This window comes from Caballeronia sp. LZ035, assembly GCF_031451175.1.
Taxonomy (GTDB): Bacteria; Pseudomonadota; Gammaproteobacteria; order Burkholderiales; family Burkholderiaceae; genus Caballeronia.
Window position 1 is genome coordinate 400230 of sequence record NZ_JARUXS010000002.1, and the last position, 24920, is coordinate 425149.

Below are 24920 nucleotides of genomic sequence, written 5' to 3' on the forward strand. Positions count from 1 at the left end.
TGACTACGATATCAAAAAAGGCCTTGCTGCCGTGTAAGGCGGCAAGGCCTGCGCGTCACACGCGCTTCACTTGCGCTCGCGGAGCGGCGTGAACTTCAGGTTGTCCGGTCCCGTGTAATTTGCGCTCGGCCGGATGATCTTGTTGTCGATACGTTGTTCGATGATGTGCGCGCTCCATCCCGAGGTGCGCGAGATGACGAACAGCGGGGTGAACATGGCCGTGGGCACGCCCATCATGTGATAAGAAACGGCGCTGAACCAGTCGAGATTGGGGAACATCTTCTTCGCGTCCCACATCACCGTTTCGAGCCGCTCGGCGATGCTGAAAAGCTTCGTGTCGCCCGCTTCCTTCGAGAGCTTCTTCGCGACTTCCTTGATGACCTTGTTGCGCGGATCCGAGATCGTATAGACCGGATGCCCGAAGCCGATTACCACTTCCTTCTTCTCGACGCGTTGCTTGATGTCGGCTTCGGCTTCGTCGGCATCGAGATAGCGCGACTGGATCTCGAACGCCACTTCGTTGGCGCCGCCGTGCTTCGGGCCACGCAATGCGCCGATGCCGCCCGCAATCGCCGAATACATGTCCGAGCCCGTGCCCGCGATCACGCGCGCCGTGAAGGTCGACGCATTGAATTCATGCTCGGCGTAGAGATTGAGCGACACATGCATCGCATCGACCCATGACTTCGACGGCTCCACGCCATGCAGCAAATGCAGGAAGTGCCCGCCGATGGAATCGTCATCGGTTTCAACTTCGATGCGCTTGCCGTTGTGCGAGTAGTGATACCAGTAGAGCAGCATCGAGCCGAGCGAGGCCATCAGCTTGTCAGCGATGTCTTTTGCGCCCGGCACGTTGTGATCGTCCTTCTCGGGCAGGATGGTGCCGAGCACGGAGACGCCGGTGCGCATGACGTCCATCGGATGCGCTGAAGCGGGAATCCATTCGAGCGCGGCCTTCAGGTTAGCGGGCAGGCCGCGCATGGCCTTGAGCTTTGTCTTGTAGGCCTTCAGTTCAGCGGCGTTCGGCAGCTTGCCGTGCACCAGCAGATAAGCGATCTCTTCGAACTCGGACGTATTGGCGAGATCGAGAATGTCATAACCGCGATAGTGCAGATCGTTGCCGGTGCGGCCGACCGTGCACAACGCGGTATTGCCTGCCGTCACGCCGGACAGCGCAACGGACTTCTTCGGCTTGAAACCACCGGCTGCGGTGCTGTTGTCTGCTTCGCTCATTGTTCGTCTCCTGGGTGCGTTATTTCTGGGCGGAAAACAGCTGGTCGAGCTTGTCTTCGTAAGCGTGATAGCCAAGATACTGATACAGGTCCGCGCGCGACTGCATGGTGTCGACGGCGGCCTTTTGCGTGCCGTCGCGCCGCACGGTCTCGTAGAAGTTCAGCGCTGCCGCGTTCATCGCGCGATACGCACCGCAGCAGTACAGCGCGATATCGACATTCGCGTCCTTCAGTTCATCGACGGTGAAGAAGGGCGTCGAACCGAACTCGGTCAGGTTCGCGAGAATCGGCACCTTCACCGCCGCCTTGAAGCGCCGGTAGTCATCGAGCGTCTTCATCGCTTCCGGAAAGATCATGTCCGCGCCGGCTTCCACATAAGCGACCGCGCGCTCGATGGCGGCATCGATGCCTTCAACGGCGGCCGCATCCGTACGTGCCATGATGACGAAGGAGGCGTCGGTGCGGGCATCGACGGCCGCCTTGACGCGATCCACCATCTCGCCCTTCGAGACGACTTCCTTGCCCGGACGATGGCCGCAGCGCTTCTGTCCGACCTGATCCTCCATGTGCACGGCCGCCACGCCCGCCTTGATGAACGAGCGGACCGTGCGCGCGATGTTGAACGCGCCGCCCCAGCCCGTATCGATATCGACCATCAGCGGCAGCGATGATGCATCCGTGATGCGGCGCGCATCGGTCAGCACGTCTTCCATGGTGCTGATGCCCAGGTCCGGCATGCCGAGCGAGTTCGCGGCGACGCCGCCGCCCGACAGATACAGCGCCTTGAAGCCGACGGCCTCGGCCATCTTCGCCGCATAGGCGGTAATGGCGCCGACGACCTGCAAGGGGGATTCTTCCCGGACCGCCTGACGGAAGCGCGCGCCGGCGGTGTGTTCGAGTGGGGAGGTTGAATTCACGTTGATGTCTCCATAGAAGGCTCCGTTTGTTTGCAAAATCCCTGCCATGTGAGGTGAAACGTATAAGCCGTTGATTTGGCTGAAGTTGGCTCACCGCATCGCGCGTTTGTTGATTTCAAAAATGAAATTCAGATTTCGAAATGGGTATGCGTGCGTTAGGCTATGGGTTTCCGTCCATGCCGGTGACAGCAACACCATGAAACCCGAAACCGCCTCACGCCCTCGCATCTGGGCGGTCGGCATCAGCCGGCTGCGCGACCTGTTCATGGACGTCGGCGAGGAGTACGCCGACCGCGCCGATCTCGACGCCATCCCGCTCGGCTACGAAGACGCCGTCACGCGCATCGAGTCCGAAACCGGCGAGCGGCCCGATGTCGTCGTCGCGGGCGGCTCGAACGGCGCGTATCTGAAGACGCGCGTGTCCGTGCCGGTGGTGATCGTCAGCCCGACCGGCTTCGACGTGATGCAGGCGCTCGCCAAGGCGCGCCGCGAGGATGCCCGCATGGCGCTCGTCACGCACGGCGAGACGCCGCCCGAGATTCGCCGCTTTCTCGCCGCGTATGCCATCGACGTGGCGTGCGAGTCGTATCGCTCGGCGCAGGACGCCGAACATCTCGTGCTCGATCTGCGTGACCGTGGCATCGACGTTGTCGTGGGCCCGGGCCTCGTGACCGATCTCGCCGCCCGCGCCGGCATGCAGTCGGTGTTTCTGTACTCGCGCACGTCGGTTGCCTCGGCGCTGGAGACCGCGCTGGAAGTCGCGCAGGCCATGCGTCGCGAAGCAGGGCGGCGCGCGCGGCTCGACAACCTGCTGCAACATCTGCGCGATGGCGTCGTCGCGGTGGATGCCGAAGGTCGTATCGAAGCCATCAATCGCCGCCTGCTGGATGCGCTCGGCCTGCCCGATGCCGCCCGCGTCGCCGGCCGCGCGCTGCTTGAAGTCGCGCCCGCGCTCGACGGCATCCTGCCCGCGGACGGCGAGGACGTCGTCGGCCACGTGCGCGGCGTCAGCTACGCGATCCATCGCGGCCCGCTGGGCGCGGACGGCGCCACCGGCGGCACGCTCTTCACGTTCCAGGAATCGCGCGCCGTCGAGCGGCTGGACCGGACGCTGCGCGCGCGGCAAGGCGCGCAGGCGTTCGTCGCGCGCTACCGGCTGGACGCGATCGTCGGCGAGTCGGACGCAATGCAGCGCGTGAAGGCGCTGGTGCGCAAATACGCCACGTCCGACGCCACGCTGCTGATCCTCGGCGAAAGCGGCACCGGCAAGGAAATGGTCGCGCAGAGCATGCATCAGATGAGCCGCCGCAAGGACTTTCCTTTCGTCGCGATCAACTGCGGCGCGTTTCCGGAAGCCTTGCTCGAAAGCGAACTGTTCGGCTACGAGGAAGGCGCGTTCACCGGCGCGCGCAAGGGCGGCCGGGCGGGGCTGATCGAAGCGGCGCATCGCGGCACGCTGTTCCTCGATGAAATCGGCGAGATGCCGTCTTCGCTGCAAAGCCGGCTGCTGCGCGTGTTGCAGGAGCGGGAAGTCGTGCGGCTGGGCTCGACCGAACCGACGCGCGTGGATATCCGCGTGATCGCCGCGACGCATCGGCCGCTGGCGCAGGCCGTGCAGGACGGCGCGTTCCGTGCCGATCTGTTTTATCGCATCAACATCCTGAGCATCGCATTGCCGCCGCTGCGCGCGCGTCAGGGCGATATCGCGCCGCTCGCCGTCGAACTGCTCGCGCAGGCGGCGGACCGCGATGAAGCGCTCGGCAGGCGGCTGCCGGATCGCGAGGCGGTGGGGAAAGTGCTTGCGCCGTTGCAGGCGGCGCTGGGCGCCTACCGTTGGCCGGGCAACGTGCGGGAACTGCAGAACGTGATCGAACGCGTCGCGGTGGAGATGGCGCATCTGCCGGCCCGGAGCGGGCGCGAGCCGAAGCTGTCGCTGGACGATTTCGCGGCCCTCGCGCCCGAAGTCTTCGATACGGAGCAGGACGCCACCCCCGGTCTGCGCCAGATGAGCCGCACGGCGGAGGCGGATCAGGTCCGCGCGACGCTGAACGAATATGGCGGCGATCGCGATGCGGCGTGCCGGGCGCTCGGCATCAGCAAGACCACGCTGTGGCGCAAGCTGAATGACAAACGCTGACGGGCGCGGGCGTCGGGAAACTACGTAGAAATCGCCCGCCCGGCGGAAAGCTTTCAGAAGGGCATGGTTTTTTATACTTCCTGACATGGCAGGCGATTGTTTCGGCAAGCGCCTTGAAGCTGTTCAGGAGACTCTCTCGATGCCGTTCCGTGCAGGATCGCTTGTCCGTCTGGCTTGCCTGCTGCTCGCGCTGTGCGCAGCGCAGACGACGCGCGCCGAGCCCATCCGGCTGATGACGGGCGGCGTCGCCAAGCTGATCTATCTGCCGGTCATGCTCGCCGACCGGCTCGGCTATTTCCGTCGCGAAGGACTCGATGTGCGCGTGCTGTCGTCGCCTGCGGGCATCGACACGTCCACTGAACTCGTCGCGGGCGCCATTCAGGGCGCGGTCGGTTTCTACGACCATACGATCGGGCTGCAAAGCCGGGGCATGGACGTGCAATCGGTGATCGTGCTGGGGCGGTCGGCGGGGCTGATCGAACTGACGCGCACCGCGAGCACCATGCGGACGATGGCCGATGCCAAAGGCCGCAAGCTTGGCGTGACCGGTTTCGGCTCATCGACGGATTTTCTGACGCGCTATCTGGCGGCGCGCGCGGGCGTGCCGTCCGGCGCTTATACCGTGGTGCCGCTCGCGACCGAAGCGGCGTTCGAGCGGGCGCTCGTGTCGGGTGAAGTCGATGCCGCCATGACCGAGGAACCGACCGCCACGCGTCTCTTGTCGCGTGGCGTGGCGCGGCCGCTGGTGGACTTGCGCAGCGTCGCCGACTCGCGCGCGCAGTTGGGCGGCTCTTATGTGGGCGCGTGTCTCTATATGCGCCGCGAATGGATCGATGCTCATCCGGACGAGACAGCACGTCTGGTGCGCGCGATGCTGGCCGCGCTGCGCTTCATCCAGACGCACAGTGAGCAGGACATCGCGGCCGCGATGCCGGCGGCGCTGAAGGGCGACGACCCGGCCATCTACCGGCAGGCGCTGACGGTCATGAAACCGGCTTTCTCGCCCGACGGACGCATGCCCGCCGACGCCCCCGCGACCGTCCTCGCGATCCTGGCCGAAGCCGATGCCGAAGTGTCGGCGCGGCACGTCGATCTCGCGCGCACATGGACCGACCGGTTCGTCGCCGCCGCGCAGCAACGCGATTCCCAATAACAACGGAGACACGCTCATGCGAGCGATTCAGATTCACGAATACGGCGGCCCGGAGGTTCTGCGGCGCGTCGAGATCGAGGTGCCGAAGCCGGGGCCGGGTGAAGTGCTGGTGCGCGTCGTCGCGGCGGGCATCAACTTCATGGACGTCCATACGCGCCAGGGCAAGTATCGCGATTCACGCACGTATCCCGTGCGCCTGCCGTGTACGCTCGGCATGGAAGGCGCGGGCGAAGTGGTCGAATGCGGCGCGGGCGTCGCGTCGTGCTGTCCGGGCGACCGCGTGGCGTGGTGCATCGCGTGGGGCGCGTATGCGGACTACGCGGTGATTCCGGCAGCACGCCTCGCGCGCCTGCCGGACGGCATCGCCTACGACGTGGCCGCCGCCGCGATCTTCCAGGGTTCCACCGCGCACTATCTGCTCGACGATGTCGCGCAACTCGAAGCCGGCATGACCTGTCTCGTGCATGCGGCGTCCGGCGGCATCGGACAGTTGCTCGTGCAACTGGCGAAGCGGCGCGGCGTGCAGGTGTTCGCGACCACCAGCACCGCCGACAAGGCCGCCATCGCCCACGAACGCGGCGCCGATCACGTGCTGCTCTACGAGAACGGCGGCTTCGCGGACCGGGTGCGCAAACTGACCGATGGACGCGGCGTCGACGTAGTGTTCGATGCCGTCGGCAAGACGACCTTGCGCGACAGCTTCCGTGCGACGCGCGTGCGCGGTCTGGTCGTGAACTACGGCTCGGTGACGGGTCCGATGCGCGATCTCGATCCTTATGAACTCGGCGAGGCGGGTTCGCTGTTCCTGACGCGTCCGCGCCTGGCCGACCATCTCGCCGATGCCGCCACCGTGCAGCGCCGCGCCGACGATGTCTTCGCCGCCATCCAGCAGGGCGCGCTGCGTGTGGAGATCAATGGCCGCTACACGCTGGACGACGTCGAGCAGGCGCATGCGGCGCTCGAAGAACGGCGTCAGTCCGGCAAGGCCGTGATGGCCATCGCCTAGGCTTCAACACTTCCCAATTCTTCCGACGACGCCCAGGCGTCGCCGGTGCTCCAACTCGTCCTTTCGCTATCCGAGGATGCTGATGAAAACCGATATTCCGAATCGCTCCGAATCGCCGTTCCGCTCCGTGTTTCGCGTGGTCAGCGGCAACTTCCTGGAGATGTACGACTTCACCGTCTACGCCTATTACGCGAGCGCCATCGCGCATACCTTCTTTCCCGCCGAGAACGAATTCGTCTCGCTGCTGCTCGCGCTCTCGGTGTTCGGCGCGGGCTTCGTGATGCGGCCGATCGGTGCGCTCGTGCTCGGCGCCTACGTGGACCGGCACGGACGCCGCAAAGGCCTGATCCTGTCGCTCTGGCTGATGGCCGTCGGCACCGCGTGCGTGGCGCTCGTGCCGGGCTATGCGGCCATCGGCATCGCGGCGCCGGTGGTCGTCTTGTTCGGGCGCCTGCTGCAAGGCTTCTCGGCGGGCGTGGAACTGGGCGGCGTCTCGGTGTATCTCGCCGAGATCGCGACACCCGGACGGCGCGGCTTCTTCTGCTCGTGGCAGTCGGGCAGCCAGCAGGTCGCGGTGATCTTCGCGGCATCGCTCGGCGTGCTGCTCAACCAGACCCTGCCCCCCGCCGACGTCAACGCCTGGGGCTGGCGCATTCCGTTCCTGATCGGCTGCCTGATCGTGCCGTTCCTGTTCCTGATCCGCCGCACGCTGCGCGAGACCGATGAATTCGCGGCCCGCAAGCATCATCCGTCGATGCGCGAGATCATGAAGTCGATGGTGCAGAACGCCGGGCTGATTCTCGGCGGCATGGGGCTGGTGATCATGACCACGGCGTCGTTCTACCTGATCACCACCTACACGCCGACCTTCGGCAAGAACGTGCTGCATCTGTCGTCGATGGATTCGCTCATCGTCACCGTGTGCGTGGGCGTCTCGAACCTGATCTGGCTGCCGGTGTCGGGCGCAATGTCAGACCGTTTCGGGCGCCGTCCCATCCTGCTGCTCTTTACCGTGCTGACCATCCTCACGGCCTATCCGGCGATGCAATGGCTGGTCGCGGCGCCTTCGTTCGAGCGCCTGCTGGCGGTGGAACTGTGGCTCTCGGTGCTGTATGCGTGGTACAACGGTGCGATGGTGGTCGCGCTCACCGAGCTGATGCCCGCGCACGTGCGCACGACCGGTTTCTCGATGGCCTATAGCCTCGCCACGCTGGTGGGCGGTTTCACACCGGCCATCTCGACCTCGCTGATTCACTTCACCGGCGACAAGGCCGCACCCGGCGCGTGGATGGCCGTGGCGGCCGTGTGCGGCGCGGTGGCGACACTGGTGCTGTATCGCTCGCGCGAGGCCCGCAATGGCTACAGGTGGCATGGCGTGACCGAGCAATGAAACTGCTGCTGATCGAAGACAATCATCAACTGGCGCACTGGCTCGCGAGAACCCTGACCGACGAGGGCTTTCTCGTCGAGCATGCGCCGGACGGCGAAGCGGCCGAGGCGTCGCTCGCCGGCACGCGCTACGACGTCGTGCTGCTGGACCTCAATCTGCCGGGAATGTCGGGCAAGGCGGTGCTGCGGCGCATGCGCGACGGCGCCAACGACACGCCCGTGCTGGTGCTGACGGCGACCGGCGATATCGGCGAGAAGGTCATCTGCCTGAGCGACGGCGCGGATGACTACGTCGTCAAGCCCTTTGACGACCGCGAACTGGTTGCGCGCATCAAGGCGCTGGCGCGGCGTCACGCGCCGGTGCGTTCGAACCGCCTGCGCTGCGGCACGCTGCTGTACGACATGGACCGCCGCCAGTTCTTCGTGGACGACGACGCGCTCTCGCTCACGCCGCGCGAGCACGCGGTGCTCGAAGCGTTGATCCTGCAGGCGGGGCGCACGGTATCGAAGGCCGTGCTGGCGGAAGCGGTGGACGACCGCGATGCGCCGCCGAGCGGCGACGCCATCGAAATCTATATTTCGCGGCTCAGGAAGAAGATCGAGAAGAGCACGGCGGCGATCATCACGCTGCGCGGGCTCGGCTATCTGCTGGAACATGAAGAGCCGCACGCGTAGCCTGCGCACGCGGCTGCTGCTCTGGCTCATCGTGCCGATGACGGCCTTCGGCCTGATCGCGGCCTGGGTCACGCATGCGAACGCGCGCCGCACCGCCGACCTTCTGCAGGACGCGGCGCTGCTGGCCGCCGCCCGCGTGCTCGCCGCCGATGTGCGCTGGAGCGGCGACGACCTGGTGGCATCGGTGTCGCCGAGCACGATCCAGATCGTCGGCACGCCGCAGGGCGATCAGGTGTTCTATCGCGTGCAGATTGCGGGCGGCGCGGTGATCGCGGGCACGTCCGACTTTCCGGGCCTGCCGCGCGCCGGCCTGCCGCAGTGGTACGACGCGCGCGTGGCCGGACTGCCGGTGCGCGCCGTGTCGCTGACGCGGCCGATGTTCGACGCGGGCCGCACCGTCGACGTGCTCGTCTCCGTGGGACGCACGCAGGCGGCGCGCGACGCGCTCGTCGCCTCGCTGTGGAAGCCGCAGCTCGCCTATATCCTTGGCAGCATCGCCGTGGCGATGGCGCTGATCTGCGCCGGTCTCGCGCTGGAACTGCGGCCGCTCGAACGGCTCGCCGCCGCGCTCACCGCGCATCCCCGGCAGGGCCGCAACCGTATCGACGCCACCGATCTGCACGCCGAGTTGCAGCCGCTGGTCGCGGCCTTCAATACATCGCTCGACGTTATCGAACAGCAGAGCGCGACGCAGCGGCGCTTCATCGCCGACGCCGCGCATCAGATTCGCACGCCGCTCACGCTGCTCGGCTCGCAGCTTCAGTACGCGCGCCGTCAGCATAATCTCGACGAAGTGCGCGAGACGCTCGCGGCCATGCATCACAGCAATCGCGCGATGGTCGCGCTCATCAACCAGTTGCTGATGCTGGCGCAGGCCGAGTCGGCCGATTACACCCGTTTCGAGCGTGAATCCGTCGATCTGAAGGAAGTCATCGCGCGCGCGGTGGAGAAGCTGGCGCTGGCGGCGAGCCGCCGTGAAATAGAACTGGCCGTGTCCTTCGAGGACGCCGCGCTCGTCGTCAAAGGCAGCGAGCCGTTGCTGTCGGCGGCGCTGTCGAATCTCGTCGATAACGCGATCCGCTATTCGCCCGACGGCACGCGCGTCACGGTCGAGGCGCGGCGCGTGGACGAAGCGGTTCAGGTTTGCGTGCTCGATGAAGGCCCCGGCATTCCAGTGGCCTTGCGCGAGCGGGTGTTCGAGCCGTTTTTCCGGGCGTCGGAGGAAGAGGGCAGCGGACTCGGGCTTGCGATCGCGCGGGAAATCGTGCGCGCGCATGGCGGGACGATCGAGATCGGCGAGGCCTCGCCTGAGCGGGGCGCGAAGTTCACGGTCATCCTGCGGGGGTGACTAGCCGCGTCCGCCGCCGGAAACGCGCGAGCGCCGGGCCGAATGAACAAGATGACGGGCGGGCATGCGGCGGGACTCTATGTGGTGGCGGCGACGCTCGTGTTGTCCGCGATCATCACGCTCTTGCTGGCACGCAGGCAGGGCGGGCCTGACATGCATGCCGCGGGCACGGCGTCGGGTTCGACGCCGCGTTGATCGACTCGTCAGCCGATGTCCCGAAGCAGCGCCGCGAGGCGTTGTGTCTCGGCTTCGGACAAGGCCTTGAGCGGCGCGCGCGGAATGCCCGCATCGAAGCCCTGGGTTCTCAGACCCGCCTTGATCGTCGTCGGCAGGCCGCCCTTGAGAATGAACTCCAGCACCGGCAGTTGCTTGTAGAACACCTTGCGGGCCTTATCGAGTGCGCCGTTCGCAACCGCCTCGTACAAGTCGAGCGTGAGTTGCGGAATCAGGTTCGGCGCGGCCGTGCACCAGCCCGCCGCACCCGCGCACAAGGCTTCCAGCGCCAGTGGATTGCTGCCGTTGTAGAACGGCAGTTCACCGTTCGACGCGCGATACAACGCGTGCATGCGCTGAATGTCTCCGGTGCTTTCCTTCACCATCGTCACGTTGTCGATCTCGCGCACCAGCCGCATGATGATCTGCGGCGTCAGGTCGATGCCGCTCGTCGCCGGGTTGTTGTACACCATGATCGGCAGACTGATCGCACCGGCGATGGCCGCGTAGTGATCGAAGATCTCCTGCTCGTTGAGCTTCCAGTAGGAGATGGGCAGGACCATCACCGCATCCGCGCCCGCACGCTCGGCAAAGCGCGCGCGCCGCACGGCGTTCGCCGTGGTGAGATCCGAAATGCCCACGACCACCGGCACGCGCTTGTTCACCGCGCGCAGCGAGCTATCGGCGGCTGCGTCCCACTCGGCGTCGCTGAGATACGCACTTTCGCCGGTGCTGCCGAGCGGCGCGATCGCATGGACGCCGTCCTTGATGAGACGCTCGATGCCCTGTTCGAGCGCGGGGATATCGAGCGCGCCGTCCCGCTCGGAGAAGGGCGTGACCGGATAGGCAATGATGCCCTTGAACAACGTCGATGCCATGCTGATTTCCTCTTGAAGTGAATGTTGACGTGCCTGCCCGAGTGGAGGCGGCGTCAGTCGAGTGCGTCGCCGTGCGTGCGCAGCGCGCGGCGGGCGTAGTAGGCGAACGTGACGGCATCGCGTTTGGGCGTGCTGATCCAGTCATGCGCTTCGCGGCCGAGTTCGGCGGGAATGGGCTTGATCTCGCCCGCCGCCATGGCCGCGAGTTGCAGGCGTGCCGCGCGCTCCATCAACAGCGCGAGTCCGCAGGCTTCCTCGACGGTCTTGCCGGTCACGAGCATGCCGTGATGCGACAGCAGCACCGCGCGCTTCGCGCCCAGCGCAGCCGAGATGATTTCGCCTTCCTCGTTGCCCACGGGCACGCCGGGCCAGTCCTTGAGAAACGCGCAATCTTCGTAAAGCGGGCACATGTCCATGTGCGACACCTGCAAGGGCACTTCGAGCATCGACAGCGCGGCAACGTACAGCGGATGCGTATGGATGATGCAATTCACATCCGGCCGCGCACGATAGACCCACGTGTGAAAGCGATTGGCCGGATTCGGAATGCCGGCGCCGTCCAGGGTGTTGAGGTCCTGGTCGACGAGCAGCAGATTCGACGCGGTGATCTCGTCGAAACCCTGCCCCAGCGGCTGCGTGAAATAGGTTCCGGGAGCTTCGGCGCGCGCGGTGATCTGTCCGGCGAGGCCGGAGTCGTGGCCGCCGTCGAACAGGATGCGGCACGTCAGCGCCAGCTTTTCGCGAACGGACCAGGTGCCTTCGCTCAAGGTGTTCAGCCGCTCGTGCGAGCGGGACACCAGCTCGGCCTTCGAGAGGCCCAAGGTGTTGGGAGCAGTCATGGATTCCTCGGGTAGCATACGGACTTGAAGTCGCGACACGGTGTCGCGTATGACTCATGGTGTAGTATATGACACATCGTGTCATTTGCAACCCGTATTCCGAGGATTTTTTGCGTGTCCGTGTTTCGCTTGAAGATCCTGCGCAGACAGATGAACCTGAGTCTGCAAGACCTGGCCGACCAGACGGAGCTGACCAAGAGCTATCTGTCGAAGGTGGAGCGTGGGTTGAGCGTGCCGTCGGTGGCGGTGGCGCTGAAGCTCGCGAAGGCGCTGCATGTCGAAGTGGATCAATTGTTCGACGATGCACCCGCCGACGAAGCCATCACCGTCGTGCGTGTGTCGGACCGCGTGCCGATGGGCAAGGCCGATGCAAACGCCGGGTCCGCATATGAAGTGCTCGCCGCGCGCGCGGGTCACAAGCGGATGCTGCCGTTCGTGATCCGGCCGTCGAAGGACTTCGCCGTGACGGAGTTCAAGGAGCACGAAGGCGAGGAGTTCCTCTTCGTGCATCGCGGCAAGATAGAGATGGAGTTCGCCACGCACAAGGTCGAGCTCGCGACGGGCGACTCCATTTACTTCAATGCGCAGATTCCGCACCGGATTCGCTCGGTGGGTGCGGCGGTGGCCGAAGTGCTGCTGATCGTGGCCACCGATCTTTAAGGGTCCGCCTGCGACCTACACCCCGAAGATGAGCGATCGATGCGCGGCGACGCCCGCCGCCACGCCGGCCGCCGAGGCGAACGTCGCGTTGGCCCACTCCGTGGCTGCATCGCCTGCGGCGAAGACGCCCGGAACGCTCGTCTGCTTCGCATCGTCGACGGCAACAAACGGCCCCAGCGCGCCTTCCTTCAGCGCGCATCCGAGTTGCTGCGCGAGCGGGCTTGCCTGATGCGTTCGAGGGGCCGCGAAGAGCGCGTCGATCCCGACGACGCGGCCATCGGCGAGACGCAGTCCTGTCATGTCCGGCGCATTGCCCAGCACCTCGACCACGCGCGACCGTTCTATCCGCACATGGCGTGCGGCAAGCAATGCCGCCTCGTCAGACGTCGGTTCGACGATGCCTTGCGTGAACCATGTCGTAGGCCCCCAGTCGGGAATCAGCATCGCCTGGTGAATCGAAAGCGGATGCGTCGCGAGCACACCCAGCCGCTTGTCCGCGACTTCGTATCCGTGGCAATACGGGCAATGCAGCACCGATTTCCCCCAGCGTGCTTCGAGTCCCGGTAGGGCAGGCAGTTCGTCGCGAACACCCGTGGCCAGGATCAGACGGTCCGCGCTCGACACCGCGCCATCCGCTCGTGTCACCACGAAACGGCCGGCCTCGCGGTCGGCGGTGAGGGCTTCGCTCATCGCAAGCTGCGCAATCGGATAGGCCAGCAACTGTGCCGTTGCGTCGTGGATGATGTCGGCCGGCGTTCTGCCATCCTGTCCGAAGAAGCCATGCGAATGCGGCGCGAAGCGGTTACGCGGCCGTCCTCCGTCCAGCACGAGGACGCGCCGTCGCGCTCGCGCCAGCTGCATCGCCGCCGAGAGTCCCGCAAAGCTTCCACCGATCACGATCACGTCGAAGTGCGTTTCCATCTTCTGTCCTCTCAAGTAACTTGACGAGTTTCATGATAGCGGCATGCTACACTTTCACGCAACTCCTGAAGTTTCTTGAGATGATCTTTTCGACATGAGAACCGATAGCCGCCTGTCACGCGTCCTGCATGCATTGATTCACCTGAAACAGGCGGAGGGTCCGTTGACCTCCGAAGCACTCGGTGAAATGCTCGGCACGAATGCGGTGGTCGTCAGACGCCTGTTCGGCGGGCTGCGTGATAGCGGTCTGGTTGCATCGGAGAAGGGACACGGCGGAGGATGGGCGCTGGCGCAACCGCTCGAAAAGATCACGCTGCTGGACGTGTATCGGGCGGTGGGCGAGCCGCCTCTTTTCTCCGATCTGGTTTCCGAAGACCATCCGGAATGTCTGGTCGAGCAGGCCGTGAATGCGCATCTCTCGGCCACCTTGCGCGACGCGGAGGCGGTCATGCTCGCAAGATTCGAAAAGCTCACGCTTGCAATGCTGATGCGCGGCGTCAAGCTTCCTGTGTTGCGCGGGAAGGCTTCTCGCAAGCGGTCATAGCTTCCTGGTGTGCGTTCAAAGCGTCATCACCATTTCATGCCACGCCATGCCGCCGTGATCCGAACTCGACGGCCTGACATAGCGATAGCCCAGTCTTTCGTATAGCGCGACGTGACGGTCCTTGCACATGAGATGGATCGTCTTTTTTCCCATCGCGGTCATGTGTGCAACGAACGTGCGCATCATCAGCGAGGCATGGCCGTGTCCCTGGCATGCCGGGTCGATCACCACGGACATGATTACCACGTTCGGCGCGGCGGGATCGTGGCCGATCAGTTCCTTGAATGCCTCATCGGACATGACGACATCATGGGCACAGCCGCCATTGATGAAGCCGATGACGCGTCCATCCTGTTCCATGACGATGAACCCCTGTGGATACTGCCCGATGCGCGTGGCGATTTTCTCGCGCGTCGCGGCTTCGTCGCCTTCATAGGCGGAGGTTTCTATTTCATAACAGCGATCGATGTCGGTTGGCGTGGCCTGGCGGAAGGAAGGTGTGTTCATAGGCGAATGGGGATATAGGAAGAGCATTCGCAACGTATCACTTGTAACTCTTTCCTCCTTTAAAGCCCCAGGATCGAGTACCGGTAAATCACGATGAGAATGTAATAGTTCAGTAACCTCGCAGTAACAATCCGAACGTTTCTTTATAGTCATCAAACTGTCATCAGCGTGCAATTGAGGCGATCTTTTGTCATCTCATTGCTTTCAATAACAAGGACGGTTTGAATAATGATGCTGGAAATGTTACCGGACACACAGACCAAAGCGCGCAATCATCGATTGGCGGCAACAGCTACTTCAATGCTCTTGTCGGTTCTTCTCGCAGCGTGCGGGGGCGGAGGCGGCAGCGATGGTTCGTCCACACCCGCAACCAGCGCAAGCGGATCACCGACGACTTCAGCGAGCGAAACGCCCGAAGCATCGGTACCGGCTCAAGGCGGAAGCACTGCGCCGGATAACCAGCAGGCGAACGGCTCCGGATCATCGGCACCGCCCGCCGATAACGGCGCTTCGACGCCGGCAGCCGCCGATCCTGGCGCATCCGTCCCTGCCACCGCCGATAACGGCGCATCCGCTCCGGCCACCGCAGATAACGCCGCGTCCGCTCCGGCCGCTATCGGCAACACCTTGCTGCCTGCGAAAGTAAGCATCACGACGGACGGCGGCGCACCCATTACCGACAAGGTCAATTACGTAGGCGCGACGCTCAGCATCGCGCAGACCGACAGCAACATCACTTATTCGGGAAGGGCAACGATTCGCGGACGCGGACACAGCACATGGGACATGCCGAAGAAGCCGTACAAGATCAAGCTCGATGAGAAGGCTGGTTTGCTCGGCTTGCCCAAGGACAAGAACTGGGTGCTGCTGGCGAACTACTCCGACAAGACCTTGTTGCGCAATCGCGCCGCCTTCGAGCTGGGCAAGCGACTCGGCATGGACTGGACGCCGCGCGATCTGCCTGTCGAAGTGACGCTGAACGGCGAATACCTGGGTGTCTACGATCTGGTTGAATCGGTGCGCGTGGACAAGAACCGCGTCAACATCGCCGACACCGATGACACCGTAGCCCCCGAGAACACCGGCTTCATTCTGGAGATCAACGAGCGTCTGGATGGCGACTCGTGCTGGACCACGACGCATGGCGTGCCGCTTTGCATCGATACACCGTCGCCTGCGTCGGATGCACAGGCGGCGTACATCAGGCAGTACGTGCAGGCCGCGGAGGATGCGTTGTTCTCGGATTCCGCTTCCGGCTATGAAAAGTACTTCGACGTCGCCTCGGTGATCAACTGGTATCTCGTGAATGAGCTGTTCAAGAACCAGGATGCGCAAGGCTATGCGAGCATTTATCTCTACAAGGATGTGGGCGGCAAGTTGAAATATGGTCCGCTCTGGGATTTCGATATCGGCGCCGGCAACGTCAATTATTCGGGCGCGCAATATCCACTCGGCTGGTGGATCGCGGACAACAAGTGGATCTCGCGCATGAAGAGTGTGGATCCCACCTTCGAGACGCGCGTGCGGGCCAAATGGGTGGAAACGAAGGCCGCGCAGATCGATACCTTGCCCGCGTATTTCGACACGAGCGCGGCTGCGCTGGTATCGAGCGGAGGCGAGCCGCGCAACTTCCAGCGCTGGCCTATTCTCGACCAATCAGTGTGGCCGAATCCGGTCGTGACGGGTTCTTATCAAGGCGAGATCGACTACGTGAAGAACTGGCTCCAGCAACGCACGACCTGGCTGGACGAGAATCTTTGACATGGCATGCGGACCCGAGCGGCAGGCGCGCTCGGGTTTGCCCCTAGATCGCGATAAACAAATGGAATTGCTTCGCGAGGAATATTGATTGGATTTCTAACGGTCGCGGACCTATTGTGCGTCAGTCCAATGCCGCAATGCGCGCGTGCGGATCGATAAAACGGCCTCGCCGATTAGAACAAAACATCCAGGAGACTTTCCCATGGAGCAATCCTCCACGGCGCCGCGCGTGCCGGAGTCGGACGCCGGCGGCGTCCATCACCTCGCTTCCGGCGATCAGGCCTCACCCCGGATAAAGCGCATTCAACGTACCGCGCTGGCGCTGCTGCTGCTGAGCGGGGTCATCAATTACATCGATCGCGCCACGCTGTCCATCGCCAATCCGCTGATTCGCCAGGATTTGGGATTGTCCGTTGCTGAAATGGGCTTGCTGCTTTCAGCGTTTCTGTGGGCCTATGCGTTTGCACAATTGCCGGCAGGCGCACTGGTCGATCGCTTCGGCGCGCGCGTCATGCTGGCGGTCAGTCTGGCGACGTGGTCAGTGGCGCAGGCGTTCGGCGGGGTCGTGACCAGCTTCGGACAGTTCTTCGCTGCGCGCATGGTGCTCGGCGTCGGCGAGGCGCCGCAGTTTCCGACGAGCGCCAAGGTCGTGCGCGACTGGTTCGGCAAGAAGGAGCGCGGCGCCGCGACCGGCATCTGGAACAGCTCATCGACGCTCGGCACGGCGATCTCCGCGCCGCTCCTCACCGTGGTCATGCTGACCGTGGGATGGCGCTGGATGTTCGGCATCATGGGGATCGCCGGTCTCGTGGTGGCGCTGTGCTTCTATCTCGTGCACCGCGATCCGCGACAAGTGGACCTGACCCATAGCGAGCGCGCCTATCTGACCGACGTCGAAGGGGAATCCCAGACGCGTCCGACCTGGAGCGACTGGCGCCGCCTGTTCGAGTTCAGCACCACATGGGGCATGCTGCTCGGGTTCTTCGGCACCATCTACGTGCTGTGGCTGTACAACGCGTGGCTGCCGACTTACCTGCAAATGGAGTTTCACCTGACCATCTCCAAATCCGGATGGGTCGCGGCGGTGCCTTATCTGTTCGGCGTGGTGGGCAGTCTGTCCGGCGGGAAGATCTGCGACGTGCTCGCGCGCCGGGGCGTCTCCGCAATCAACAGCCGCAAGTACCCGATGGCGGCTTCGCTGGTCGGCGTCGCGGTGTTCACGGTCCTGACCGGTCTCACGCACAACGCGACGCTGGCGGTGGTCTACATCTCGATCTCGATGTTGCTGCTGTACGTGTCGAGCAGCGCGGCCTGGGCGACGGCATCGGTGGCGGCGCCCGCCAACTGCACCGCGTCCATCGGCGCCATGCAGAACTTCGGCGGCTACTTCGGCGGCGCGCTGGCGCCCGTGGTCACGGGCTTCATCGTGCAGCAGTCGCACTCGTTCCAGCCCGCGTTGTTCGTCGGCGCAGGCGTGGCGGCGGTTGCTGTCATCGGCTACTGGGTGCTGGTTCGCGGACCGATTCCTCCGGCCGCGCTCAGCCAGAACGCATAACGTGAGAGCAACAAGCGAGAGCCCTGGGCTCTCGCTTGGCCTTTACTCGGAAACGACTTCCGGAAGCCGAATGTCGTAGCGCTGCGCACAGGCTGAAAGCGCCGGTGCGATGGTCGGATGCAATGCCACCCCGCCGCGCAGTTGTTCGCGCTTGAGGGCAAGCCCACGATCGCCCGGCATGCGCACGCTCGCCGTGCCCGGGCGTGGCGGGTTATCCCGGCACGCTTCGCCAATCCAGTCCATCTGCCGCGCGAACGCGGCGGGGCCACCGAACGCCGCCGGATCATACAGCGACAGGAAGACGGTGGCGCCCCAGCCATCGGCGGGATCGGCCCGGCCGTGACCTGCCAGACCCCCCGTCATTGCCTCGATCAGCAGCGCGAGCCCAAAGCCCTTGTGTCCGTACGTCATGCCGCCGACCGGGAGGATGGAGCCGGGCGGATCGGCGGACAGTACGCCCGGATCGCCGCTCGGATGCCCTTCGGCATCGAGAAAACATGCCTCCTCGAAGACTTGCCCGGCCTTGTGCTGGCGCGCGGTCATGCCGTTCGTCACGGTCGATGCCGAGATGTCGATCAGGAACGGCGTGCCGGAAGTGGGAATGCCCGCCGCAATCGGATTGGGCGTGAAGACCGCGCGCGTGCCGCCGTGAGGGGCGACACTTTGCACGGCCGGATCGGAACTGCTGAGCACGATCAGGAAGCCTTCGGCCGTGGCCTTCTCCAGATAACTTGCCAGGCACGCGATGTGATGGCTGCGCCGGATCACCAGCGTCGCGCTGCCGTGTTCGCGCGCCTTCGGCACCAGTGCATCGATCCCGCTCAGCACCAGCCAGGGGCCGGGAAGACGCCGGCCATCCCATAGCAGGCTGGCGCCGCGTTCCGATATGACCTCGGGTTCGCCGGAGCAGGTCATCGTGCCGCGCTCGATTTCGCCGACATAGCCCGGCAGCAAGGCGAGACCATGCGTGTCGTGTCCCATCAGGTCGCCATCCAGCAGCGTATGCGCGACCGCTTGCGCCTTGACCTCGTCCATTCCGGCCTTGACGAGCAGACGCCGTGCGAAGTCCTGCAAGGCATCGGCGCGATATCGGACTCGTGCATTCATCTTGAGTGTGTCCGTGAGAGTGATTGAAGCGATTGTTCGGAGACTGCCGCTCGGATTGATTGCGGGAAGCCGGTCTGGATTGTCCTTTGGCCTTTCGATAAAGGTCCAATCGCGAATTGCGTAAAATCAATTCCATCTGGTTATGAGTCGGCGTTCCTCTCCCTAGGTTTTACCCTTATCTTATGCCGCAAGAATCCATGCTGTCCGCTGCGCAAGTGCTGCCCAAGCTGCGCTTCAGGCATCTCCAGTTGCTGGAACTGCTCGGACGCACGCGCAATCTGCGCATCGCGGCCGAGCAGATGCATATCACCCAGCCGGCCGCGACCAAGATCCTCGGTGATCTGGAGGCGCTGTTCGGCGCGCCGCTGTTCGACCGGCTGCCGCGCGAGATGCGTCCTACCGATCTTGGTTTGCTCTCGGTGCGCTATGCCACCACGACGCTGTCCAATCTCGGCAAGTTCTCGAACGAGTTTGCGACGCTGAAGAACGGCGGCTATGGTCATCTCACGGTGGGCTTCATTCCGGCGTCCGCCGCTCAACTCGTGACGGCTGCGATCAAGGAGATTCAGCGCAGGCGGCCGAGACTCATCATCAGGCTGGTCGAGCAGAGCAGCGATCAACTCGCGACATGGCTCGAGGAAAGGCGGCTCGACGTCATGATCGGGCGGCCGACCGAGCCGCGCCATCAGGCGCTTTTCCATGTAGTCGATCTGCTGGCCGAGCCGGCGCGCGTGGTGGTCGGGCGGCATCATCCGTTGCTGAAGCGGCGGCGTATGGAGATTGCCGATCTGGGCGAATGGCCGTGGATTCTCTACCCGCAAGGCACCGCCATGCGGCTGCTGTTCGAAGAGACATTCGCGGCAACGGGCTTGCTGCCGCCGGTGGGCATCGTGGAAACGCCGTCGATCTTCTCGACGCTGGAACTGCTGCAAGCCACCGACATGATCTCCCTTCAACCCCAGGCGGCGATGGACAAGTATGTGAAGCACGGGCTGCTGGGCTATCTCGACGTGCCGATACGACGCACGATGTCGAACTACAGCGTGTTGACGCGAAAGGAAGAAACCAGCTCTCAGGCGGCGGAGGAATTCGTGGCCATCGTGCTGGGCATCGCGGCGCAGTGCTAGTTCGCTCAATCCCGCACGCCTTCCTTCAGCAACTCGATGAGCCGCGCCGCAATCGGCGAAAGCACGCTGCCGCGCCGCGTGACAATGCCGAAGGTCTGCGACGGCGAACGCAGCGCAATCGGCAGGATGCTCAGCATCTTGTGGCGCGCGAACATCCCGGCGATATCGGTAGGCAGGAGTGACGCGAGATCGCGTCCCTGATTGAGCAGCGCGACCGTGACGAACGTGGAGGCGGTCGAGACCGTATTCGGCGGCATGTCGATGCCGGCCAGATCCATCTCGCGCTCCAGCAGTTCGCGCAGCGGCATCTTGCTCGGGTAGGTGACCCATCGGCAATGCGCGAGGTCGTGCATGTCGAGCGCCTTGCGCGAACGGGGCGCTGACCGGTAGCCCACCACGACCGACAAGGGCTCGTCGGCGAGCTTCACATAGCGGTATTTCGCCGGTTGCGCGCTGACCGCCGAGCGTCCGATGACCAGATCGAGCCGTCCTTCGTCGAGTTGCGTCAACATGCGCGCGCTCGTGTCCTCGACGATTTCAATTGTCACGTCCGGCCGTTCCGCGTGCAGCGCATCGAGTGCCGGCACGACGTGCGCCGGTATTGCACCCATGATCGCGCCGATGGAAAGCCGTCCGCCGCGCCCCGCCTTGATATCGGTAAGGTCGTGGCACAGCTGCGTCAGGTCCGTGGTCAGCAGCCTGGCATAGTCGATCACGCGCCGGCCGTACGCGTTCGGAATCATGCCGGAGGCGGAGCGTTCGAAGAGCGCCGCATCGAGCATGGTTTCGAGTTCATGCAGCGCCTTGCTTGCCGCCGATTGCGTGATGGACAGCACGACGGCCGCCTTGTGCAGCGACTTGTGATCGTCGAGCGCGATCAAGAGTTGCAGTTGCTTCATGCGCAACCTCGACAGCAGCATTTGGACGGTCTTCATCGGCGAGTAGAAAAAGTGATCGGGGGATGGAAACAATTCAATATACAGGTGCCGAACCGCGCCCGTATATTGAGCCCCGGAGACAATCACCAGAGACCCGCCAGACGGGCCAGCTCAATGCACGATACCCACGCATCTTCCAGCGGCGCGATCACTGAAGCCGCTGCACGCCCCCTTGCCATCCGCCTGCATCGTGATGACGACGTCGTCATCGCCCGGGAACAGCTCATTGGCGGCACCCGTCTTCCTGCCGAGAACATCGCCGTATCCGGACTGATTCCGCCGGGCCACAAGGTGGCAACGCGCAGCATCGCGGCGGGCGAGGCGGTAAAGCGCTATGGCCAGATCATCGGCTTTGCGAGCCGCGCAATCGAGGCGGGCGAACACGTTCATATCCATAACCTCGCGATGGGCGAATTCGATCGCGATTACGCTTTCTGCGCCGACGCCCGCCCGACGCCTCGCGCCGCTGCGCCTGCGACCTTCGACGGTATCGTGCGCGAAGATGGCCGCATCGCCACGCGCAACTACATCGGCATCTTGACCTCGGTGAACTGCTCCGCGACGGTAGCGCGGGCCATCGCCGATCACTTCCGCCGCGACACGCATCCTGATGCGCTCGCGGCCTTCCCGAACGTCGACGGCGTCGTGGCGCTCACGCACGGCGTGGGCTGCGCGGTGGACCCGGAAGGCGAAGGGCTCGCGCTCTTGCAGCGCACGCTCGGCGGTTACGCGGTGCATCCGAACTTCGCGGGCGTGCTCGTGATCGGGCTGGGCTGCGAGACGAACCAGATTGCGCGCCTCCTGGAGACGCAGGGGCTCGTTGAGGCGCCTTCGTTGCAGACCTTCAATATCCAGGAGACGGGCGGCACGGCGAAGACGATCGCGCACGGCATCGAGCGCGTGCAGGCGATGCTGGCGGTGGCGAATCGCGTAAAGCGTCAACCGGTGCCGGCGTCGCATCTCGTCGTCGGGCTGCAATGCGGCGGCTCGGATGGTTACTCGGGCATCTCGGGCAACCCGGCGCTGGGCGCGGCAGTCGATCTGCTGGTCGCGAACGGCGGCACGGCCATACTCTCGGAGACGCCCGAGATCTACGGCGCGGAACATCTGCTGACGCGCCGCGCGGTGAGTCGCGAAGTGGGCGAGAAGCTGGTCGCGCGCATTCACTGGTGGGAAGACTATTGCGCGCGCAACCGCGCGGCGATGAACAACAATCCTTCGGCGGGCAACAAGGCGGGCGGCCTGACGACGGTGCTCGAAAAGTCCCTCGGCGGCATTGCGAAAGCGGGCGAGTCGAATCTCGTCGAAGTGTATGAATACGCCGAACGCGTCGATGCGAAAGGCCTCGTATTCATGGATACGCCGGGCTACGACCCGATCTCCGCGACAGGACAGGTAGCGGGCGGCGCCAACCTGATCTGCTTCACGACGGGGCGCGGCTCGGCATACGGCTGCGCGCCGACGCCCTCGCTCAAGATCGCCACCAACGACGCGCTGTGGAACCGCCAGGCGGAAGACATCGACCTGAACTGCGGTCCGATTCTGAGCGGCGAGAAGAGCATCGAACAGATGGGCGCAGAACTGTTCCAGATGATGCTCGACGCTGCTTCCGGCAAGCGCACGCGCAGCGAGATTCACGGCTATGGGCAGAACGAATTCGTGCCCTGGCAAATCGGCGCGATCACGTAAGCGCTTTTCACTTCACTCTTACACGTCAACAGCATGTCAAACGATAGCCACTATCGCGGCGTCTTTCCGGTCGTCCCGACAATCTTCAACGACGCAGGCGCACTCGACCTCGAAGGCCAGAAGCGCTGCATCGACTTCATGATCGATGCGGGTTCGAACGGCCTGTGCATTCTCGCGAACTTCTCCGAGCAGTTCGCCCTGACCGACGCTGAACGCGACGCCGTCATGCACGCAGTGCTTGAACACGTTGCGGGCCGCGTGCCGGTCATCGTCACGACGACGCACTTCAGCAGCGAAGTCTGCGCGCAACGCAGCCGCGCCGCTGAAGACGCGGGCGCGTCGATGGTGATGATCATGCCGCCGTATCATGGCGCGACGATCCGCGTGACCGAGAAGGGCATCTACGACTTCTTCAGCAAGGTGTCGAGCGCCATTCGCATTCCGATCATGATCCAGGATGCGCCCGTCGCGGGCACGCCATTGTCCGCGCCGTTTCTTGCACGCATGGCGCGTGAAATCGAGCACGTGTCGTACTTCAAGATCGAGACCGCGCAGGCCGCGGCGAAGCTCCGCGAGCTTATCGAACTGGGCGGCGACAGCGTGATCGGTCCGTGGGACGGCGAGGAAGCCATCACGCTGATGCCCGATCTCGATGCCGGTGCGACCGGCTCCATGACCGGCGGCGGTTATCCGGACGGCATTCGCAAGATCGTCGATGCGCATTTCCGCGGCGATCGCGAAACGGCGGCCGCGCTCTATCAGCAATGGCTCCCGCTCATCAATTACGAAAACCGCCAATGCGGGCTGGCTGCCTGCAAGATCCTGATGAAGGAAGGCGGCGTCATCGGCTCGGATGCCGTGCGTCATCCGCTCGCACCCGTGCATCCGAAGATTCGTGAAGGCCTGCTCGAAGTCGCGCGCCGTCTGGATCCGATCGTGCTGCGCTGGGGCCGTTGACCGTCTCTCGCCCGTAGGGGCACACCACTACGCCTTACTTTACAAAAACAAACAGGAGACAGGACATGGACATGTCCGGTGTACAAACCGCCCGAATGACGAGCGTGCGATGGAAGATCTTTCTTCTTCTGCTGCTGCTCGTGTCGATCAACTATATCGATCGCGCGGCGCTGTCCGTCGCGATGCCGGCCATCGCCACGGAATTCGATCTCTCGCCCGAGCGGCAAGGCCTCATTCTCAGCTCGTTCTTCTGGACGTATCTGTTCATGCAGGTGCCTTCGGGCATGCTCGCCGACCGCCTCAAGCCGCGCGCGCTGATCGCAGCGGCGACCATCGGCTGGGGCGCGTTCCAGGCGCTCGGCGCCCTCTGCACGGGCTGGTTCCCGCTGCTGTTGACGCGTCTGGGTCTCGGCATCACGGAAGCCCCGATCTATCCGGGCGGCGGCAAGCTCAACGCGCTCTGGCTCACGCAGAACGAGAAGACGCGTGGCGCATCCATCGTCGATGCAGGCAGTGCGCTCGGCTCGGGCGTGGGCGCGGTGGTGGTCGCCGCGCTGATGACGTGGTTCGGTTCGTGGCGCGCGGCGTTCGTCGTGGCGGGTGTCGGTACGATTCTGTGCGGCATCTGGGCGTGGTGGTACATCCGCAATACGCCGCGCGAGCATCCGTCCATCAGTCAAGCGGAAATCGACTATATCGAACGCGCGCACGCTGAAGAGGACGCACGCGAGCCGAAGACCGCGGCAGGCGGCTCGATGCTGCGCTTCTTCACGTTCCGTTCGGTGTGGGGCATGTGCGCGAGCCATACGTGCACGAACCTGATCTTCTTCGGGCTGATGACCTGGCTGCCGACCTATCTCTACAAGGCGCACGGCTTCGACCTGAAGTCGCTTGGCGGCGCGACCTTCATCATCTTCTTCGCGGGCTTTGTCGGCGAAGTGATCGCCGGATCGCTCGCGGACAAGTGGAAAGCGGCAGGCGGCAGCTCCAATCTGGTGTATCGCAGCATGATGATGGTCGGCGCGTTCGCGGTGGCCGTGTCCATGCTCGGCGTCGCCAACGTGCGCTCACCGTTCGCCGTGGTCAGCCTGCTGAGCGTCGCGCTGTTCTTCCTGCGCTGGTGCGGCGGCTGCAACTGGGCGACGCCCGCGATGCTCGCGACCCGTGCGCGCACCGGTACGCTGAATGGCATTATGAATTTTGTCGGCAATATCGCGGGCATCTTCGTGCCGATCTTCATCGGCTATATCGTGCAGACGACGGGTTCGTACTTCCTCGCGTTGATGTTCTTCGTCGCCGTCGCGGTGTTCCAGATGCTCGTGGTGCTGGCGATCGACTATCAGAAGAAGCTGCCGGTGTGAGGACAG

General features: G+C 64.2%; 23 protein-coding genes. 15 read left to right on the forward strand and 8 right to left on the reverse strand.

The window, feature by feature from the left end; all coding sequences use genetic code 11:
• Positions 1 to 66: 66 nt before the first annotated feature.
• Positions 67 to 1233 (reverse strand): 2-methylcitrate synthase, encoded by a 1167-nt coding sequence (prpC, locus tag QCE88_RS17415; protein ID WP_309904338.1) that lies wholly within the window; start codon positions 1231 to 1233, stop codon positions 67 to 69.
• 19 nt (positions 1234 to 1252) lie between these two features.
• The gene (gene prpB, locus QCE88_RS17420; protein ID WP_309904340.1) at positions 1253 to 2149 is read right to left on the reverse strand and encodes a methylisocitrate lyase; all 897 of its coding nucleotides are present in this window, start codon (positions 2147 to 2149) and stop codon (positions 1253 to 1255) included.
• 196 nt (positions 2150 to 2345) lie between these two features.
• Between prpB and prpR the strand changes: the two genes are divergently transcribed.
• The 7 genes from prpR (at position 2346) to QCE88_RS17455 (ending at position 10052) form a co-directional block, all read left to right on the forward strand.
• Complete coding sequence (prpR, locus tag QCE88_RS17425) at positions 2346 to 4286, forward strand: propionate catabolism operon regulatory protein PrpR (protein ID WP_309904341.1); 1941 nt, start codon at positions 2346 to 2348, stop codon at positions 4284 to 4286.
• Between the two features lie 139 nt (positions 4287 to 4425).
• Complete coding sequence (locus QCE88_RS17430) at positions 4426 to 5439, forward strand: ABC transporter substrate-binding protein (protein WP_309904344.1); 1014 nt, start codon at positions 4426 to 4428, stop codon at positions 5437 to 5439.
• A gap of 16 nt (positions 5440 to 5455) precedes the next feature.
• On the forward strand, positions 5456 to 6445 hold the full coding sequence (locus QCE88_RS17435) for a quinone oxidoreductase (protein ID WP_309904345.1): 990 nt from the start codon (positions 5456 to 5458) through the stop codon (positions 6443 to 6445).
• 82 nt (positions 6446 to 6527) lie between these two features.
• Positions 6528 to 7835: an MFS transporter gene (locus QCE88_RS17440; protein ID WP_309904347.1), complete on the forward strand. Its 1308-nt coding sequence runs from the start codon at positions 6528 to 6530 to the stop codon at positions 7833 to 7835.
• On the forward strand, positions 7832 to 8509 hold the full coding sequence (locus tag QCE88_RS17445; RefSeq protein ID WP_309812846.1) for a response regulator transcription factor: 678 nt from the start codon (positions 7832 to 7834) through the stop codon (positions 8507 to 8509). The genes QCE88_RS17440 and QCE88_RS17445 overlap by 4 nt, the downstream gene beginning before the upstream one ends.
• Positions 8490 to 9857 (forward strand): sensor histidine kinase, encoded by a 1368-nt coding sequence (locus QCE88_RS17450; RefSeq protein ID WP_309904349.1) that lies wholly within the window; start codon positions 8490 to 8492, stop codon positions 9855 to 9857. The genes QCE88_RS17445 and QCE88_RS17450 overlap by 20 nt, the downstream gene beginning before the upstream one ends.
• A gap of 42 nt (positions 9858 to 9899) precedes the next feature.
• Positions 9900 to 10052: a hypothetical protein gene (locus tag QCE88_RS17455; RefSeq protein WP_309904351.1), complete on the forward strand. Its 153-nt coding sequence runs from the start codon at positions 9900 to 9902 to the stop codon at positions 10050 to 10052.
• Positions 10053 to 10060: 8 nt separating this feature from the next.
• Here QCE88_RS17455 and QCE88_RS17460 read toward each other — a convergent pair whose 3' ends face one another.
• On the reverse strand, positions 10061 to 10948 hold the full coding sequence (locus QCE88_RS17460) for a dihydrodipicolinate synthase family protein (protein WP_309904353.1): 888 nt from the start codon (positions 10946 to 10948) through the stop codon (positions 10061 to 10063).
• Positions 10949 to 11001: 53 nt separating this feature from the next.
• Positions 11002 to 11787, reverse strand: coding sequence for an aldolase (locus tag QCE88_RS17465; RefSeq protein ID WP_309904355.1), 786 nt, complete (start codon positions 11785 to 11787; stop codon positions 11002 to 11004).
• Between the two features lie 150 nt (positions 11788 to 11937).
• On the opposite strand from QCE88_RS17465, the gene QCE88_RS17470 reads away from it, so the two are divergent.
• A complete protein-coding gene (locus tag QCE88_RS17470; RefSeq protein WP_309906484.1) occupies positions 11938 to 12447 on the forward strand; it encodes an XRE family transcriptional regulator in 510 nt (169 codons plus the stop codon).
• Between the two features lie 15 nt (positions 12448 to 12462).
• Here the strand turns inward: QCE88_RS17470 and QCE88_RS17475 are convergent, their stop codons facing one another.
• Complete coding sequence (locus QCE88_RS17475) at positions 12463 to 13368, reverse strand: NAD(P)/FAD-dependent oxidoreductase (RefSeq protein ID WP_309904357.1); 906 nt, start codon at positions 13366 to 13368, stop codon at positions 12463 to 12465.
• 94 nt (positions 13369 to 13462) lie between these two features.
• Between QCE88_RS17475 and QCE88_RS17480 the strand changes: the two genes are divergently transcribed.
• Positions 13463 to 13912, forward strand: a complete 450-nt coding sequence (locus QCE88_RS17480; protein WP_309904358.1) for an Rrf2 family transcriptional regulator — start codon at positions 13463 to 13465, stop codon at positions 13910 to 13912.
• A 15-nt stretch (positions 13913 to 13927) separates the two neighbouring features.
• On the opposite strand, the gene QCE88_RS17485 is transcribed toward QCE88_RS17480, so the two are convergent.
• Positions 13928 to 14419, reverse strand: coding sequence for a GNAT family N-acetyltransferase (locus QCE88_RS17485; RefSeq protein WP_309904361.1), 492 nt, complete (start codon positions 14417 to 14419; stop codon positions 13928 to 13930).
• Between the two features lie 627 nt (positions 14420 to 15046).
• On the opposite strand from QCE88_RS17485, the gene QCE88_RS17490 reads away from it, so the two are divergent.
• Both QCE88_RS17490 and QCE88_RS17495 read left to right on the forward strand, forming a co-directional pair.
• Positions 15047 to 16180, forward strand: a complete 1134-nt coding sequence (locus tag QCE88_RS17490) for a CotH kinase family protein (RefSeq protein WP_309904363.1) — start codon at positions 15047 to 15049, stop codon at positions 16178 to 16180.
• A 202-nt stretch (positions 16181 to 16382) separates the two neighbouring features.
• Positions 16383 to 17735: an MFS transporter gene (locus tag QCE88_RS17495; protein ID WP_309904365.1), complete on the forward strand. Its 1353-nt coding sequence runs from the start codon at positions 16383 to 16385 to the stop codon at positions 17733 to 17735.
• A 42-nt stretch (positions 17736 to 17777) separates the two neighbouring features.
• On the opposite strand, the gene QCE88_RS17500 is transcribed toward QCE88_RS17495, so the two are convergent.
• Positions 17778 to 18842, reverse strand: coding sequence for an Ldh family oxidoreductase (locus tag QCE88_RS17500; RefSeq protein ID WP_309904367.1), 1065 nt, complete (start codon positions 18840 to 18842; stop codon positions 17778 to 17780).
• 182 nt (positions 18843 to 19024) lie between these two features.
• On the opposite strand from QCE88_RS17500, the gene QCE88_RS17505 reads away from it, so the two are divergent.
• Positions 19025 to 19969 carry a LysR family transcriptional regulator gene (locus tag QCE88_RS17505; protein ID WP_309904369.1) on the forward strand — a complete coding sequence of 315 codons (945 nt, stop codon included), beginning with the start codon at positions 19025 to 19027 and terminating at the stop codon, positions 19967 to 19969.
• 5 nt (positions 19970 to 19974) lie between these two features.
• On the opposite strand, the gene QCE88_RS17510 is transcribed toward QCE88_RS17505, so the two are convergent.
• The gene (locus tag QCE88_RS17510) at positions 19975 to 20868 is read right to left on the reverse strand and encodes a LysR substrate-binding domain-containing protein (RefSeq protein ID WP_409018158.1); all 894 of its coding nucleotides are present in this window, start codon (positions 20866 to 20868) and stop codon (positions 19975 to 19977) included.
• Between the two features lie 153 nt (positions 20869 to 21021).
• Here QCE88_RS17510 and QCE88_RS17515 point away from each other — a divergent pair, with 153 nt between their 5' ends.
• The 3 genes from QCE88_RS17515 (at position 21022) to QCE88_RS17525 (ending at position 24914) form a co-directional block, all read left to right on the forward strand.
• The gene (locus tag QCE88_RS17515; protein ID WP_309904374.1) at positions 21022 to 22596 is read left to right on the forward strand and encodes an altronate dehydratase family protein; all 1575 of its coding nucleotides are present in this window, start codon (positions 21022 to 21024) and stop codon (positions 22594 to 22596) included.
• A 33-nt stretch (positions 22597 to 22629) separates the two neighbouring features.
• Positions 22630 to 23553, forward strand: a complete 924-nt coding sequence (locus tag QCE88_RS17520; RefSeq protein WP_309904376.1) for a dihydrodipicolinate synthase family protein — start codon at positions 22630 to 22632, stop codon at positions 23551 to 23553.
• A gap of 71 nt (positions 23554 to 23624) precedes the next feature.
• Positions 23625 to 24914 carry an MFS transporter gene (locus QCE88_RS17525; RefSeq protein WP_309904378.1) on the forward strand — a complete coding sequence of 430 codons (1290 nt, stop codon included), beginning with the start codon at positions 23625 to 23627 and terminating at the stop codon, positions 24912 to 24914.
• Positions 24915 to 24920: the final 6 nt, after the last annotated feature.